The following is a 14934-nucleotide window of genomic DNA, read 5'->3' as shown; positions in this document are numbered from 1 at the left end:
GGCGATGACGGTTCCGGATTTCGGTGCGCGTCCTCAGCTTTCCGAGGACGTCGCGGCCTTTGTCCGAAAGCGGATCTTCGAGGGCACCTACGCCGCCGGTCAGTACGTGCGGTTGGACCAGTTAGCCGCAGAACTGGGCGTCAGCGTCACGCCGGTGCGTGAGGCGTTGTTCGCGTTGCGCGCCGAAGGCCTTGTCGCGCAACAGCCCCGACGTGGTTTCCAGGTGCTGCCCTTGACCCGGCGCGACCTCGCCGATGTCGCCAATGTGCAGGCCCACGTGGGTGGCGAGCTGGCGGCTCGGGCCGCCTCGCACATCACCGATGCCCAGCTGCGGGAACTGAAAGAGATTCAGGCGCAGCTGGAGGAGGCCTATGCAGACCACGATGACGAGCGCACCATCCGGCTCAACCACGAGTTTCACCGGGCGATCAACATCGCCGCGGATTCGCCGAAGTTGGCTCAGGTGATGTCTCAGATCACCCGGTACGCGCCCGAATCGGTGTTCCCGATGATCGAGCACTGGCCCGACCAGGCCGTCAAGGACCACCGTCGGGTGCTCGCCGCGCTGGCTGAGCGCAACGAGGAGTCGGCTCGTCGGGCGATGTCGGAACACCTTGCCGCCAGCGCTATTCCGCTGATCGAGCATCTCATCGAGCGGGGAGTGGTTGCGCAACCGGCGTCGGATGCTGCGGCGCCGCCGCAGTAGCCGCGGCGGATGCCTGACGTCGGCGGTTGAACAGCCGCTGCTCCATCATGCGCTCGAGTTCCCGTCGTACGTCCCGGCGCGCCGTGCGCCACAATGGCTGCTTCACCCAGCAGGCGGCCGAGGCGTCACCGATCACGGAGCACGTTCGCGCTCCGCGGGTACGCCGAAGTCGTTGCGCCCCTAGGGATCGGCGTCGTCGTCGGGTGGGTAGCGGCGTTCGGGGTGGTGGAAGGTGTTGATGCGGGGTTGGCCGTGGTCGAGGTGGGTGGGGGGTAGCCATTGGGTGAGGCCGCGGCTGGTGGTGTGGGTGGTCCAGCCTTTGTCGGCGAGGCGGTTGTGGATGCCGCAGGCCAGGGCGAGGTTGGTGATGTGGGTGCTGTGGCAGGTTTGCCAGGCGGTGAGGTGATGGACCTGGCAGTGGTAGGCCGGGGTGGTGCAGCCGGGGCGGGTGCAGCCGCGGTCGCGGGCATACAGGATCAGGCGTTGGGCGCGGTTGGCCAGCCGCTTGGTGTGGTAGAGGGCCAGCGGTGTGGCGCCGTCGAACAGGGCGAGGTAGGGGTGCGCGGCGCCCGACCAGCGGATCACATCGGACATCGGCACTAGACTGCCGCCGCCGGTGCGGGCTTTGCCGGTGCCGGCTTCCAATTCGGTCAGGGTGGTGGTGACGATCAGGGTGACCGGCAACCCGTTATGGTGGCCGAGTTTGCCGCAGGCCAGCAGCGCCAGCAGCCCGGCCTGCAGCCCATCGTGCTGACGCTGAGCCGTGGTGCGGGTGTCGCGGCGGACCGCCTCGGGGTCGGGCTCGCCCTCGTCGATGTGGGGCAGGTGGTCGTCGGGGTTGGCGATGCCGGGGGCGGCCAGCTTGGCCCAGGCGGCTTGCAGGGCGGCGCGCAGCGCGGGGGTGATCCAGCCGGTGAGTTTGGACATGCCGTCGGGGTCTTGTTTGCCCAGACTCAGGCCGCGCTTTTTCGCGCGTTCGTCGTCGGAGAATTCCCCGTCGGGGTGCAGGTAGGTCAGTAGTGCGGTGGCGTAGTCGGCGACCTCGTCGGGCCGGGTGGTGGCGGCTTGGTCGGCCAGGTCGGCTTCGGCGTGTTCGCGGGTGCCGGCGTCGATGTCGGCGGGCAGGTGTGTGAAGAATTTGCGGATTTCCGCCACGTGCTCACTGCCGATGCGGCCGCGGCGTTGGGCGGCGGCGGTGGCGGCCAGCTTCGGGGGCAGCGGCTCCCCCGTCAGCGACATCCGGGGACCGAGGTCGGCGGCGTCGGCGATGCGCCGGCTGGCCTGGGCGCGGGTGATGCGCAGCCGGTCGGCCAGCGTATTGCGCAGGGTGTCGCCCAGCTCCTCTTTGGTGGCGGTGCCCAACTGGTTGAGCAGCTGATGCTGCGGCACCGGCAGCCGCCGCGCCACCGTCTCCAAGCGCTCCAGGATCGCCATCCGCTCCGGGGTGCTCAGCACCTCAAACCGCAACTCACACAACCGCTCGACGGCCGCATCACACGCGTCGAGGACCTCGACGATCTCCGCACGCGTGTTCGCAAGCATGTTCGAATGAAATCGCCCCGCGGCGACACCACCCCGGCCGTCGCCAGCCCAAAAGCAAGCCTGTGGATCAACCCTCAACTGTGGATAGCCCACGCCGCCGAATGGCGGAGATACCGAAAAAGCAAGCCGCACAACAGATATCGCCCGCAATATCGAGTCCGGGAGCGGCCAACGACCTCCAGAGGTGCCCAAAAGTGATGGTCAGACAACGGATCGGCCCGTGGTGGTGACTTGCGCGAAACGGCATACTGTGCCTGGGGGTGGCATGAGAGGAAGAACCAAATGCCGCACACGTTCGCTTCCCGCGCATCGGCCGCAGCGCTCGCCTGCCTGTCGGCGATCCCACTGGCGCCACCCGCCGTTGCCGAACCGCTGGATCCCATCCCGGGTAACGGTGTCTTCGTCGTGGGACCCGACATCGTCCCGGGGCTCTACCGTACGGCCGGGTCGGCGTCGACGTTCGGCGTCTGGATCAACAATGTGCCGACCCAGGATTCGATGTGCGCCTGGTTCACCTACAGCACGCCGGATGCGAACAAAGAGCATGTCCTGCAGACGAATATCTCGGTCGGGCCGATGTTCGCCAACATCAACACATCGGTCAAGGCCTTCGAATCGCAGAACTGCCAACCGTGGACGCGGGTTCCGTAGCGACGCTAAGACCCCGCTTCGGTCAGCATCTCGCGCAGCAACCTGACGTCGACTTTCCCGGTGCCGCCGCGGGGCAGATCGTCGACGGAGTCCAGCAGCAACCACACGGTCGGGACCTTGAAGGCGCTCAGCAATTCGCGTGCCGCAACACGCAATTGGTCGACCCCAACTTCACGGCACACCACCGCGGCTCCCACCCGCTGCCCAGCGCCGACGGGCACATTGGTGACGACGACCGCTTCGACTCCCGCGACGGTGCGCAGTGCCTTCTCGACTTCGCTGGGGTAGACGGTGGCGCCGCTGACCTTGAACATGTCGTCGCAGCGGCCGTGGTAGAACAGGAAGCCTTCGGCGTCCAGACGCCCGAGGTCGCCGGTGGGGTAGAAGCCGTCGACGGTGAAGACTTCTTCGCGGCTGCGGCGGCAGATGCCACGCAGCGTATGCGGGCCACGCAACTGGATCATCCCGACAGTTCCGGACGGGACCGGCACCCCGGTATGGGGATCGACGATGCGAACTTCCGTGCCGGAGAACGGTTTTCCACAACTACCCCAGGCCGATGTCGGCAGGTCGGTGTCAGCGCGCCAGCCGCAGTACGGCCCGAACGACTCCGTCATGCCGAACAGCGTTGCGCGGGCGCCCGGTTGCGTTCGCTGCTGCGGTGGCAGCAGTGCCTCCAGGCTGCCCGGCCGCAGTGCGGACAGGTCAGTCTGTGCCCGCTGCGCGTGGCGTGCCAGCATCTGGGCCTGGTCGGGCCAGCCGCGGAACAGCGTGACTCGTTCGCGTTCCAGCAGCCGCAGGGTGGTATTGGGTTGTGGGGACTCTTCGGTCACCAGCGTGGCACCGGCCAGCAGCGCCGACAGGATGCCGCCACCGAACCCGCCTACCCAGAAGAACGGCATCGGCAGATACAGCCGGGTGCCGGCATCGATGCAGCGCGCGTGGAGGCCGGAGCCCACCGCGCCCAACGCGCTGCCGTGTGAGTGCACGACCCCCTTGGGCGCTCCGCTGCTGCCCGAGGTGAAGATGATCACCATCGGGTCGGCCGGCGTGACGGTGGCAGCTATCGTTGCGACGGCCCCACGGTCACCAAAGGGCGCCGAAGAGAGCTCGTCTGCCAACCAAACACTATGTAGCGCTGGTAGATCCATCCGTGGCACGGCCCGGACGTCGTCGATGTAGCGGTGCCTGCGGAACTCCTGCACGCTGATCAGCACCTGAACGGCCGCCATTCGCAGCTGCGCCCGGAGTTCGCGTGGCCGCAGCAGCGTGCTCAGCGGCACCAGCACCGCACCTATGCGGGTGACCGCCAGGGCGATCTGTACCCAGCGCACACTGTTGGGCATGATCAGTCCGACCCGGGTGCCCTTGCTCACCCCCAGCGCGACCAGCGCAGCGGCCAGTTCGGTTGTCGTCGAGTCGAGTTCGGCGTAGCTGAGCCGGGTCGTCGGGTCGATCACCGCTGGCTTGCCCGCTGCGCCGAGAGCACGGCGCCGTAGTAGCCCATCGACGGTGTCAGGCATCGAACAGCTTTTTCAGTTGCGCCAGGTCGACTTTTCCGCTGGACAGCAATGGCACGTCCGCGCGCGGGACGGCGACGAATCGGCGCGGGATCTTGTACGCCGAAAGTTCGGTGCGCAGCCGATCACGCAGCGCTGCTTCGTCGAAGCCGGCCACGCCGTCCGGTAGCACGATCGCCGCCGCCACCACCTGACCGCGCCCGGCGTCGGGCAGACCAACTACGTGGGCCGTCAAACCCGCACGGCCAATCGCCGTTTCGACTTCCGCGGCGGAGACATTGGCGCCGGCGGTCTTGATCATGCCGGACATCCGTCCGAGAAAGTACACGTATCCCTCGCCGTCGACACGCACCAGATCGCCGGTGTGGAACCATCCGTCGGCGTCGAAGCATTCTTCGCGACTGCGTTTGTAGTAGCCCTGCATCACGTAGGGCCCGCGGATGCACAGCTCGCCCGAGTCGAGGACCTTGGTCTCGAAACCCGGGGCCGGGCGTCCGTAGGATCCGCGCCGATGTTCGGGCTGGTCGGACTCGTCGTCGCTGATCAGCAACACGGACCCGGCTTCGGTCATCCCCAACATGTTGTGCCGCAATTCCGGATCGGCCGGCCGTGTGTCCGGTGCGTTGATCGGGTAGAGATTGCCCCGCCGCGACGAGGAGAAATCCCGTGCGGGGTAGCTGGGGTGCTCGATGAGATGCCTGATTCCGGAAACGAAACCGTTTGTCATGGTCGGCTTCACGTTCTCGATGAGATCGAGTGTCACGCCCGCATCGGCGGCGTTGGAACACACCAAGGTCGAGCCGGCGGACAGGGTGGCCAGCAGCCCGAACGCGAACCCCCCGATCCAGCAGAACGGTGAGTTGCAGAATAGTCTGTCGGCGGCGGTGAGACCGCGAATCATATTGAGGCCGAGCTGGTTTCCCAGCAGGCCGGCGTGAGTGTGTACCACCCCCTTCGGGGCGCTGGTGGATCCGGAGGTGTAGACGATGGCCAGCACGTCGCAGCCGTCGACATCGGCCTCGAGTGCGTTCAGCAGTGCGGCGTCGGCATCGCAGGCCAGCTCATCGCAATCGAACACCACGTGGCGCAACAGCGGCGCACCCGCACTCACGTCCCGCAGTCGCTCGACGTAGTCGTGGGTACGGAACGACCGGGCGCTCAGCAATATCGCGGTGTCACTGTGCACCAGTTGCTCGCGGATCTCGCGCGGGGTGGCGAAGGTCGAGAACGGGATCACCACCGCACCGATGCGCGCCGCGGCCAGCATCGCGACCACGAACTCGGGGCCGTTGGGGTAGAGCAGCCCGATATGGGTTCCCTTGCCCGCCCCCAGGGCGATCAATCCGTGGGCGAGGTCCGCGGAGCGCCGGTCGGCTTCGGCGTACGAGATCCGCTCGCGGTCGCATACCAACAGGGTGTGCTCGGCCCGCGCGGTGGCTTGTCGTCGCAAGGTGGCGGCGACCGTGCAGGGTTCACCGGACATGGTTGCCGGGGTCTGCGGGTGCCGGCCGGAAGTAGGCACGCACGGCGCTGAGGTCCGCTTTGCCGGACGCAGTGCGCGGGATGGCGTCGACGATCGCGATATCGGTGGGGATCTCGTAGCGGGCCAATCGTGTTCGCAGGAAATCCACCAGCTCGTCGGGTTCGGCGCTGGCGCGCAATTCCACCATGGCGACCGGGGTTTCGCCGAGACGGTCGTCGATCCGGCCGACCACCGCCGCGCCCGCGACGGCGGGGTGTGCCTCCAGGGCGGCGCGCACGTCGTCGGGCATGACCTTGAATCCGCCGCGGATTATCGCCTGATCGGCGCGCCCCAGAATCCAGACGAAGCCGTCTTCGTCGATGCGGGCCATGTCGTTGGTCGGCATCCAGTCGGCGGCGGGGCCGAGCTGAGCGGGTTTGACCTCGAGCCGGCCCGGCTGGCCGAACGCGCGTGGTTCGCCGTCCTCGCCGACCACCCGCAGCTTGGCGCCGGGATTGATGCGCCCCACGCTGCCGCGCTTTTCCCGCCAGTACCGCTGATGGTCAGCAAGTGTCCAGCCGGCCACGCCACCGCCGAATTCCGTTGCGGCGTAGGAGGTCAGCACCGGGATACCGAACTTCTCGGTGAATGCGTCGGCGTCGTCGGCCGATAACGGCGCGGTACCGCAGGTGACTGCGCGGATGCCGGCCAGGTCGGCACGCGTCATCTCGGAGTGCAATACCGTGCGCAGCGCTGCGGGCACCAGCGAAACCGCGCGGGGCCGGTGTCGCCGTACCGCGTCGGCCCACGCCTGCAACTCGAACTTTTCCAGCAACACGAAGGGTCGCGGCTCCACGACACACTGAAGTACCCGGAACACGCCGCCGATGTGCACCAGCGGGGAATTGACGATAGCGACCCCACGCCGCAATTCGGTGGGCGCGGCCGCGCCGGCGTACCCGGCGCCCATCACGCTGTGCGCCAGCATGTCGTAGCTGAGGTCGATTCGCTTGGGCGGCCCGGTGGTCCCGCTGGTCAGCATGCGGACCGCGACAGCCGAACCGGCTCCATCGCCGACGGGTTGACTAAGATCCCCGGGCTCCGCCAACGTCCCGGAGATAGTGACCGTGGGCGTGCCCGCCGCCACGAATCGGGCCAGATCGTCGGTTTCGCCGATCACCAACGGCAGTCGCAGTTCGGCGATGTCGGCTCGGGTGCGGTCGTCGCCGCGGGACGGGTTGATGGTGACGACGGTGCCGCCACCCAGCAGCACCCCGAGGAATGCAGCCACGTGCCCGGGCCGGTTGCGCAGCAGAATGCCGACCTGCGGATGGTCACAGGTCAACGACGCTATGCGGCGGGCGTTTTCGCCGACCCACGCCCACGTATACCAGTCGGCACCGTATTCGATGGCAGGCGCGCCAGGCTCAAGCTCCGGCACCTGCCCGATGCGCCGGCTGAGGGGATGCCGGCTCATCACCGCAGCCTGGGCGCGCCGGACGATTTCGGCTGGGCGGCAAGCTCGGCCGTGCCCAGCGGATTGCCCAGCCTGGTGTAAATCAGTCCCTGCTCCATAGCGGTGCGGTAGGGCTTGTCCAGCGACTCCCAAATGGCCTTCACGGTGCCCTGGGTCGCCGTGGGCGGTTTGGCGGCGATGGTCGCGGCGATCTCATGGGCCCGCGCCCAGAGGCTTTCCGGGGCAACCACTTCGGTTACCAAGCCGATCCGCAGCGCGGTGTCGGCGCAGACCCGCTCGTCGTTCCCCATCAGCGCGATCCGCAGCGCTTCGCCCAGGCCGACCCGGCGCATCAGGCCGATCGGTTCCAACGCGCAGACCAGGCCGGCCGATACGTGCGAGTCGAAAAACGTTGCGTCGGTAGAGCAGATCACCACGTCGGACTCGTTGACGAAGTAATACGCGCCCGCGGTGCACATCCCCTGCACCGCACACACCACCGGTTTCCACATCTTCTGCCACTTCGGGCTGAGCAACTCGCCCGGATCCTCGTGATTCCAGACATTGTCGGGCTGCCCATAGGAGGTCTTGATGTCCAGTCCGGCGCTGAAGGCACGATCACCGGCGGCGCGCAGCACGACCGCGTGCACCGCATCGTCGAATTTGACGCTGCGCCAGGCTTCGGCCATCTCCTCACACATGGTGCGGTTGAAGGCGTTGAGTTGCTCGGGCCGGTTCAGCGTGATCGTCGCGACGTGGTCGGCGGCGTCGACGTCGAGCAGGATGGTCTGGAAAGCTGTGGTCATCAGCGGCACTGCCAGTCCGGTTTGCGCTTCTCCACGAAGGCTTTCGGTCCCTCCTGGGCGTCCTCGGTGCGCAGCACCCGCTCGCGGAACGTCTCGGCGAGGATCTCGGCCTCGTGCAGGTTGACGTTGAGTCCCTTCAGGATCGCCAGCCGGGTGCCGCGAACGGCCAGCGGCGCATTGGAATTGACGATGTCGCCGATTTCGCGGGCCCGGTCCAGCAGCCGCTCATGCTCGACGACCTCGCTGATCAACCCCAATTCGTAGGCGCGCTGGGCGCTCATCCGTTCGTGCTTGCCCATCAGGGCCATCCGCAGGGCGATCGAGCGGGGAAGCACCCGCGACACCCGCACCATCTCGCGGCCGGCCACCAGTCCGATGCTGACGTGCGGATCGAAGAAGGTGGCCTGTTCGGACGCGATGACGATGTCGGTCGTGGTGACCCAGTCCATGCCCGCGCCGCAACACAATCCGTTGACTGCGGTGATCACCGGCTTGGCCGCGGTGCGAAACGGCGGGGTGCCCTCCTGCGGCGCCTCCCACTGGTCGTAGGTCGACAGGTAGGGCCGCTCGTAGATCACCTTGCCGTCTTCGGGAATCTCCTTGACGTCGGCGCCCGTGCAGAAGGCGCGGCCGGTTCCGGTGACGATGGTCAGCCACACCTGGTCGTCGTTCTCCGCCTCCTCATAGGCGGCTCGCAGCTCGGTGATCATGTGTGGGCTCAGCGCGTTGAGAGCCTCGGGGCGGTCCAGTGTGATGGTGGCGGTGTGCCCGTCGACCTCGTAGCGGATGTTGTCGAACGCGGGCATAGGGGTTCCCTTCATGGTCGTGTCACCGCTCAGCGGCCCTCGAACCGCGGCGCGCGGCGCTCCCGAAATGCTGCCAGACCCTCTTTGAAATCACCAGTGCGGCAAGACAGTTCGAGGTTGTAGAGCTCCTGGTTCAGGGACTCGGCCAAGGTTGCCCGCTGACCGTACTGCAATGCCTGCTTGGCCAGGCCGATCGCCACCGTCGCTCCGCCGGCCAGCCGCGCGAGCAGGCGCTCGGCGGCGTCGTCGAGCTCGTCCGCCGTCACCGCCTGGTGGATCAGGCCCCAGTCGGCCGCGTCGGCGCCGCTGATCTGCTCGGCGAGCAGCAACATCCGCCGGGCCCGGGCCAGCCCGACGAGTCGGGACACCAGCCACGTCGAGCCCGAGTCCGGGCTGAACCCGCGGTCCACGAACGGCTCCCAGAAGGTGGCATCCCGGCTGGCCACGGTGAAATCGGCGGCCAGCGCCAGGTTGCAACCCAGCCCCACCGCCCAGCCGCGCACGCTGCAGACCACCGGCAACTGAATGGTGTGGACCAGTTCGATGACGCGGTGTGCTCCGTGCGGCACCCGGCGCACCAGGTCACCGGCGCGCGGGCGCGCGGCGCCGGGGCGGTTCGCGGTCACCCAGTCAGAGCCGGAGCAGAAATCGTCCCCGGCGCCGCAGATGTGGATCGCGCGCAGCGAATCGTCCGCGGCCGCGTCGGTCAAGGCGTCGATCAGGGCGTCGATCATCAACGGCGTCAACGAATTACGCCGAGACGGGCGATCCAGGGTTATCCGCAACACCGCGTCGGCACGGCTGAGCGCCACCGAACCGTCGCCGGCGGCGGTCTGCGCCTCGTGGCTCACGCTGGACTCCGACCTTCCCCAGCCCTACGGTTACCCATACAGTAGGCAATACGATTGCTGACGTGTATAAGTTAGCAAGAAACCCAACCGGCGGAAACGGGGCCGGTGGAACCGGCGACCAAAGAGGGGAAATGGCCGAGGGCACCAGCAGCCGCCGCCCGTCCGACGATCCGTCCGAAGCCTCCGTCAGATTCGGCGAGACGCCGCTGGACCAGACCGTCGCCGCGGCCGCTGCGATGCGCCGGCTCGCTTCGCTGATGCTGTCGCTGGAATCCCCGCACCCGGCTGTGGACGCCATGGTGGCCAAGTTCGCCGAGTGGGAGGCCGAGCTCGCCGCTGCCGCCCCGGCCGACAGCGCCCCGCGCATCGGTGAGCGCGAGAACGACGCCCGCCGGGTCTATCTGAACCACGCCACCGACATCGGGGCCTACAATCCCTGTTTCCCCGAATACCGGTTCGAGCGACTCGACCCCGACGCCGCGTCCGGACGCGTCACGTTCCCGGTGCTGTATGAAGGCCCGCCCGGCCTGGTGCACGGTGGCTTTCTCGGTGTCTTCTTCGATTGCGTTATACAGCACCATAATTGCCACACCGGGCGCTCGGGCAAGACGAGGTCGCTGAACATCACCTTCCGTCGTCCGACACCGCTGCTGACCGAATTAGGCTTCGACATCGCCCGCTCGCAGGTGGAGCGGGGGATCACCTCGACGGCGCGGTTGCTGCTCGACGGCGAGGTGCTGTGCACCGGTGAGGTCAGCACCCTGGCGTCGCGACCGGATCAGTTGTCCACCACCCGGTTCGGCAGGCGCAGAACGGAGACCCAAGCATGACAGACACCGACACCACCGACGATCGGGTGCGCTACGACGTCGACCCGGACCGGCGCATCGCCACGATCACCCTGAACAACCCCAAGCAGCGCAACTCCTATGACGCCGCGATGCGTAACGCCGTCGCCCGTCACCTCGACGACGTCGCCGACGACGACGACATCACCGTGGTCATTCTGCGCGGCGCCGACGGCGTCTTCAGCACCGGCGCCGACATGAACAATGCCTACGGCTGGTACGGAGCCGGCAAAGAGCAACGACCGCAGCGGAGCCGGCCCAGCCAGCGCCGCCGACTTACTGTGGACCGCAAATCATTCGGCTTCTATCACAACCTGATGGGCTTTCCGAAGGTGACGGTCGGAGAGATTTCCGGCTACGCCCTCGGCGGCGGCTTCGAAATGGCGCTGATGACCGACATCTCGGTGATCGGCCGCGACACCAAGATCGGGATGCCGGCAACACGGTTCCTCGGTCCCGCGCTGGGCAGCCTGCACATGTTCTTCCATCGGCTCGGACCGGTGCTGGCGCGCCGGCTGCTGCTGACGGGCGACATCATCGAGGCGGGCCAGCTCGAGCACCTCGGAATCTTTACCGACACCTGCGATCCCGGCATGGTCACCGCCCGCGCACGGTACTGGGCCGAGAAGGTCGCCAAGATGCCGGCGGACGGGATCGTGATCGCCAAGGAGGCGTTCCGGCTCGTCGAGCAGACCCAGGCCTACAACGGCGAGGAAGTCGCGAGCTATCTCTTCCACGCCTACGGCACCAATCTGCAGTTCGGCCCCGGCGAATTCAATTTCGTCAAGACCCGCGCCGAACACGGGACCAAGGAGGCTTTCCGGTTGCGCGACGAGCACTTTCACGTGCCGGAGCCGGAACGCCTGACGGATACCTAACCGTTCGTCTTGGCGCGCGGCGTGCTGGACTTGGCGGCCTTGCGTGGCCGTGCCCCGGTCTTGGCGGACTTCGCGCCCTCTTCGATGAGTCGCTCGGCATGGTCGAGGATGCAGTCCAAGCCGTATTCGAAATTGGTTTCGTCGGGGGCGCCGATGCGGTGACCCTTGCCGGTGACCTGAGCGATCAGTGGAGTGGTCTGCGGGTCGATACCCACCGCGTCCTCGATCGAGCGCGGGCCGCTGTCCGGGGTCTGGTTCTTCTCGAACAGTCGTTGCAGCACCACGGATCCGCGGACATGCAGGGAGACGGCCGAATAGGTGTCGAACGCGTCCTCCGGTGACAGCCCGGCCTCCACCAGATTGGAGATCGCGCGCTCCATCTCCTGAGCGCCCATCCGCGCCGCCTTGGGGCTCAGCGCCGCACGAATCAGAATCAGGTCGCACAGAATCGGGTTACCCATGAACGTCTTACGCATGGAGCGGGCGTGGTTACGCAGCGTCTCGCGCCAGTCGCTGGCTTCGACGTACGGCGTGGCGAAGACGTATTTGCCCAGCGCGCGGTCGGTCATCGCGTTGAGCAGGTCGTCCTTCTTACGGAAGTACCAGTAGATACTCGTCACACCGACACCCAGGTGTTTGCCGAGCAACGGCATGCTGAGGTTGTCGACCGACACCTGTTCGGCGAGTTCAAATGCACCGCTGATGATGTCATCGGGATTGATGGAACCGCGTTCGCGTCGCTGACGTTTCTCGGCGGTTGCCTGCTTTGCCACTACGGGCACCTCCATGACGATCCGTGCTGCGTATTCCGGGCGTTTCGTTGATCGACTAGCTTACCGGTAGCCCTTGGCGATGCTCGCTGAATCCGATGTTACCTCTGCTACTGTAATCCCTATCGTAGGCATTTTGGTATCTCGTCTCCGAGCGCCCTGCGGCGGTAGTGGTGGCACCGGATCTGCCGCTGCGCCGGCGCCTCCGCGGGCGTGGGGCACCGGTGTCCCGGAAACTACGTGAAGCTGGCTGAAAACAGTTGTCCGGCAGGAGGAGTGGACGATGGCTACGGCAGCGCAGGCGCGCACCTGGGCGCACGGTGCGCTACGCGGTATCGGCAACTCCCTGTACACGCCGTTCCGCGGCGAGGACGGCGACGACATCGACTGGGACGCCTATCGCACATTGGTGCGTTACTGCGTCAAAGATCTGGGCCACCCGATGTTGTGGTGCACCAGCGGGATCGCCGAATTCTGGGCACTGACCCTCGACGAGCGCAAGCGCTTGCTCGAGGTCGCCGTCGAAGAGGCGCGTGCGATCAACCCCGACGTCGTCGTGCAAGCCTGCACGGCGGCCATCACGGCCAAGGACTGCCTCGATCTCACGCTGCACGCCCAGCGGTCGGGCGCCGATATCGCCTACATCCAGACGCCGATGATGGAGACGCACGGCGGCGAGGGCGTGCTGCGGTTCATCAAGTACATCGCCGCCCGTACCGACATCGCGCTGGGCATGTTCAATTCGCCGTCCTCCGGTTACGTGTTGACGCCGGCCGAAAGCGCGCGGATCTACCACGAAGTACCGGCGGTGTGTGCCACCAAGGAGGGTGCGTTCCGTCCCGCGGCCAGCCGGCGACTGCACGAGTTGGCGCCCGGGCTGGTGCTGTGGGAATGCGACAAGACGGTGTATCGGGCGGGCTGGCTGCGCGAGGGGATCGTGTGCCCCGCTCAACTGGGTACCGCAGGCTACCTCCACGAAACCCCGGCACGCCCTGTCTTCTCCGAGTACTGGGACCTGATCCAGAGCGGCAAGCTGCTGGAAGCCATGGATTACGGCCGCGATTCGGGCTTGGACCAGTTCGAGCTCGACATGGGGTCCTGGTTCACCTGCTACCCGGGACGACCTGAGTACTTCACCCACTGGGGCGGCGCGTTCAAGTACGCGGCCTCGCTGCTGGGCTTGCCGATCGGGGCTTATCCGCATTCCCGGCCGCCGCAGGCCGAGTTGCCGGAGGAAGCCAGGATCCAGATGCAAGCCGCCTACCAGAAGCTGGGCCTGATCTAGTCGCGAGGTGGCCGTACCCGTTCAGGCGATGGCGCCCGAGTCTTTGAGCTCGGCGATGCGGTCCCAGTCCATGCCCAGTTCCATCAGCACGATCTCGGTGTGCTCGGAGGCTTGCGGGGCTCTGGTGGTCTCCAGCGGTTCGTGGTTGAACTGGACCGGGCCGCGCACCACCTTGAACGGCGCACCGCCGCCGGCGAGTTCGACCTCGGCGATCATGTCGTTGGCCAGCGCCTGCTCGTCGCTGGCCAGCTCGACGAGGCTTTGGAACGGCGCCCACTGGCCCCGCATCGTCCTCAGGTGCTCTCGCCAGTAGTCGAAAGGCTTGCCGGCGAACGCCTTCGCGATCAATTCGGCTGCCTCGCCGGCATTTTGGATCAGTGGGAGCACCTCGGAGAAGCGTGGATCGTCGGCGGCCTCGGGGATGCCGAGATGCTCGAAGGTGTCGCGGATCAGCCCGGTCGGGCTGATGATGCACAGGTTGATGGTGCCGCCGTCGGAGGTCTGGTAGTTGCCCATGAACGGATTCACCAGTGGGCCGGTGGTTCCCGGCATCGGTGCGCGCATCACCTCGCCGGTCTCCATGCCTTGCGTGACGCTCGCGCCGGCCGCCCACCAGGCGGTACTGAGCAGCGAGACGTCGAGTTCGAGCGCCTCGCCGGTCCGTTCGCGATGCAGCAGGGCGGCCGAGATGCCACCGGCGATGAACATGCCGCCGATGGAATCGCCGAACGCGGGAATCCCTTGCGACAGTGGCGCACCCAGCTCCTCCGGGGTGCAGGCGTACCCGATGCCGCTGCGCGTCCAGAACACCGTGCCGTCGAACCCGCCGACGTCACGTTCGGCGCCCTTGTCGCCGTAGGCGGTGCCACGCGCGTAGACGATGTCCGGGTTGACCGCGCGGATGTGTTCCAGGTCGAACTTGTTCTTCTGCCGCACCCGGGGCATGTAGTTGGTCAGGAACACGTCGGCGGTCTTGGCCAGTTCGTAGATCACCTCCTGACCACCCGGCGTGGAGATGTCGATTCCGACGCTGCGTTTGCCCCGGTTGGGATGCTCCATCAGGGGATGCCGTTCCGGGTCGACCTGGATGCCGCCCATGTTGATGAAACCTCGCTGGGTGTCGCCGCGCAGCGGGTGCTCCACCTTGATGACGTCGGCGCCCCAGTCGGCCAGAATGGCGCCGGCCGCCGGGACGAAGGTGAACTGTGCGACCTCCAGGACCCGAAAGCCTTGCATTACTTTGATCATTCGTACCCTTTGTCGAAGGTGACCGGCAGCGCGGCGCGGTCACCTTAGGCAGCGTACTGCAGATCAGCCGAATCCAGTACAGTTGATCCAACAGTAACCGAGTGC

The 14934-nt window shown here is 66.8% G+C and carries 14 protein-coding genes; 5 read left to right on the top strand and 9 right to left on the bottom strand.

From position 1 onward, the window contains the following. Positions 1–4: 4 nt before the first annotated feature. Positions 5–706 (top strand): GntR family transcriptional regulator, encoded by a 702-nt coding sequence (locus MKCMC460_RS20915; protein ID WP_238304759.1) that lies wholly within the window; start codon positions 5–7, stop codon positions 704–706. A gap of 180 nt (positions 707–886) precedes the next feature. Here MKCMC460_RS20915 and MKCMC460_RS20910 read toward each other — a convergent pair whose 3' ends face one another. Further along, positions 887–2248, bottom strand: a complete 1362-nt coding sequence (locus MKCMC460_RS20910; RefSeq protein ID WP_238304758.1) for an HNH endonuclease signature motif containing protein — start codon at positions 2246–2248, stop codon at positions 887–889. Positions 2249–2530: 282 nt separating this feature from the next. Between MKCMC460_RS20910 and MKCMC460_RS20905 the strand changes: the two genes are divergently transcribed. Beyond that, positions 2531–2899, top strand: coding sequence for a hypothetical protein (locus tag MKCMC460_RS20905; protein WP_236976799.1), 369 nt, complete (start codon positions 2531–2533; stop codon positions 2897–2899). A gap of 5 nt (positions 2900–2904) precedes the next feature. On the opposite strand, the gene MKCMC460_RS20900 is transcribed toward MKCMC460_RS20905, so the two are convergent. Genes MKCMC460_RS20900 through MKCMC460_RS20875 form a run of 6 tightly spaced genes read right to left on the bottom strand, consistent with a single transcriptional unit; the run spans position 2905 to position 9800 of the window. Further along, positions 2905–4422 carry a class I adenylate-forming enzyme family protein gene (locus MKCMC460_RS20900; protein ID WP_236976798.1) on the bottom strand — a complete coding sequence of 506 codons (1518 nt, stop codon included), beginning with the start codon at positions 4420–4422 and terminating at the stop codon, positions 2905–2907. Beyond that, positions 4415–5902 (bottom strand): class I adenylate-forming enzyme family protein, encoded by a 1488-nt coding sequence (locus MKCMC460_RS20895; RefSeq protein WP_236976797.1) that lies wholly within the window; start codon positions 5900–5902, stop codon positions 4415–4417. Before MKCMC460_RS20895 ends, MKCMC460_RS20900 begins: the two co-directional genes overlap by 8 nt. Further along, on the bottom strand, positions 5892–7358 hold the full coding sequence (locus MKCMC460_RS20890) for a class I adenylate-forming enzyme family protein (protein ID WP_236976796.1): 1467 nt from the start codon (positions 7356–7358) through the stop codon (positions 5892–5894). Before MKCMC460_RS20890 ends, MKCMC460_RS20895 begins: the two co-directional genes overlap by 11 nt. Further along, the gene (locus MKCMC460_RS20885) at positions 7358–8143 is read right to left on the bottom strand and encodes an enoyl-CoA hydratase/isomerase family protein (RefSeq protein WP_236976795.1); all 786 of its coding nucleotides are present in this window, start codon (positions 8141–8143) and stop codon (positions 7358–7360) included. The genes MKCMC460_RS20890 and MKCMC460_RS20885 overlap by 1 nt, the downstream gene beginning before the upstream one ends. Beyond that, positions 8143–8964 (bottom strand): enoyl-CoA hydratase/isomerase family protein, encoded by an 822-nt coding sequence (locus MKCMC460_RS20880; RefSeq protein WP_370652922.1) that lies wholly within the window; start codon positions 8962–8964, stop codon positions 8143–8145. Before MKCMC460_RS20880 ends, MKCMC460_RS20885 begins: the two co-directional genes overlap by 1 nt. Positions 8965–8978: 14 nt before the next feature. Continuing rightward, complete coding sequence (locus MKCMC460_RS20875; RefSeq protein WP_236976791.1) at positions 8979–9800, bottom strand: enoyl-CoA hydratase/isomerase family protein; 822 nt, start codon at positions 9798–9800, stop codon at positions 8979–8981. 131 nt (positions 9801–9931) lie between these two features. Between MKCMC460_RS20875 and MKCMC460_RS20870 the strand changes: the two genes are divergently transcribed. Together MKCMC460_RS20870 and MKCMC460_RS20865 are read left to right on the top strand one after the other, a co-directional pair. Further along, complete coding sequence (locus tag MKCMC460_RS20870; protein ID WP_236976789.1) at positions 9932–10630, top strand: PaaI family thioesterase; 699 nt, start codon at positions 9932–9934, stop codon at positions 10628–10630. Continuing rightward, a complete protein-coding gene (locus tag MKCMC460_RS20865) occupies positions 10627–11526 on the top strand; it encodes an enoyl-CoA hydratase/isomerase family protein (RefSeq protein ID WP_236976788.1) in 900 nt (299 codons plus the stop codon). Before MKCMC460_RS20870 ends, MKCMC460_RS20865 begins: the two co-directional genes overlap by 4 nt. Here MKCMC460_RS20865 and MKCMC460_RS20860 read toward each other — a convergent pair. Further along, positions 11523–12314, bottom strand: coding sequence for a TetR/AcrR family transcriptional regulator (locus tag MKCMC460_RS20860; RefSeq protein ID WP_236976787.1), 792 nt, complete (start codon positions 12312–12314; stop codon positions 11523–11525). The genes MKCMC460_RS20865 and MKCMC460_RS20860 overlap by 4 nt on opposite strands. Before the next feature lie 265 nt (positions 12315–12579). Between MKCMC460_RS20860 and MKCMC460_RS20855 the strand changes: the two genes are divergently transcribed. Further along, the gene (locus tag MKCMC460_RS20855) at positions 12580–13581 is read left to right on the top strand and encodes a dihydrodipicolinate synthase family protein (RefSeq protein WP_238304757.1); all 1002 of its coding nucleotides are present in this window, start codon (positions 12580–12582) and stop codon (positions 13579–13581) included. 21 nt (positions 13582–13602) lie between these two features. Here MKCMC460_RS20855 and MKCMC460_RS20850 read toward each other — a convergent pair whose 3' ends face one another. Then, positions 13603–14817: a CaiB/BaiF CoA-transferase family protein gene (locus MKCMC460_RS20850; RefSeq protein WP_236984288.1), complete on the bottom strand. Its 1215-nt coding sequence runs from the start codon at positions 14815–14817 to the stop codon at positions 13603–13605. Between the last annotated feature and the right edge of the window lie 117 nt (positions 14818–14934).

The organism is Mycobacterium sp. 20KCMC460 (genome assembly GCF_022179425.1).
Taxonomy (GTDB): domain Bacteria; phylum Actinomycetota; class Actinomycetes; order Mycobacteriales; family Mycobacteriaceae; genus Mycobacterium; species Mycobacterium kiyosense.
Note: the sequence above shows the minus strand (reverse complement) of the source record. Positions and strands in the feature narration are given on the sequence as shown.

Coding starts and splice junctions, on each gene's coding strand:
- MKCMC460_RS20915 (WP_238304759.1), top strand. CDS start 5: ATGACGGTTCCGGATTTCGGTGCGCGTCCTCAGCTTTCCGAGGACGTC.
- MKCMC460_RS20890 (WP_236976796.1), bottom strand. CDS start 7,358: ATGAGCCGGCATCCCCTCAGCCGGCGCATCGGGCAGGTGCCGGAGCTT.
- MKCMC460_RS20900 (WP_236976798.1), bottom strand. CDS start 4,422: ATGCCTGACACCGTCGATGGGCTACTACGGCGCCGTGCTCTCGGCGCA.
- MKCMC460_RS20910 (WP_238304758.1), bottom strand. CDS start 2,248: ATGCTTGCGAACACGCGTGCGGAGATCGTCGAGGTCCTCGACGCGTGT.
- MKCMC460_RS20860 (WP_236976787.1), bottom strand. CDS start 12,314: ATGGAGGTGCCCGTAGTGGCAAAGCAGGCAACCGCCGAGAAACGTCAG.
- MKCMC460_RS20905 (WP_236976799.1), top strand. CDS start 2,531: ATGCCGCACACGTTCGCTTCCCGCGCATCGGCCGCAGCGCTCGCCTGC.
- MKCMC460_RS20895 (WP_236976797.1), bottom strand. CDS start 5,902: ATGTCCGGTGAACCCTGCACGGTCGCCGCCACCTTGCGACGACAAGCC.
- MKCMC460_RS20865 (WP_236976788.1), top strand. CDS start 10,627: ATGACAGACACCGACACCACCGACGATCGGGTGCGCTACGACGTCGAC.
- MKCMC460_RS20885 (WP_236976795.1), bottom strand. CDS start 8,143: ATGACCACAGCTTTCCAGACCATCCTGCTCGACGTCGACGCCGCCGAC.
- MKCMC460_RS20855 (WP_238304757.1), top strand. CDS start 12,580: ATGGCTACGGCAGCGCAGGCGCGCACCTGGGCGCACGGTGCGCTACGC.
- MKCMC460_RS20850 (WP_236984288.1), bottom strand. CDS start 14,817: ATGCAAGGCTTTCGGGTCCTGGAGGTCGCACAGTTCACCTTCGTCCCG.
- MKCMC460_RS20870 (WP_236976789.1), top strand. CDS start 9,932: ATGGCCGAGGGCACCAGCAGCCGCCGCCCGTCCGACGATCCGTCCGAA.
- MKCMC460_RS20880 (WP_370652922.1), bottom strand. CDS start 8,964: ATGAAGGGAACCCCTATGCCCGCGTTCGACAACATCCGCTACGAGGTC.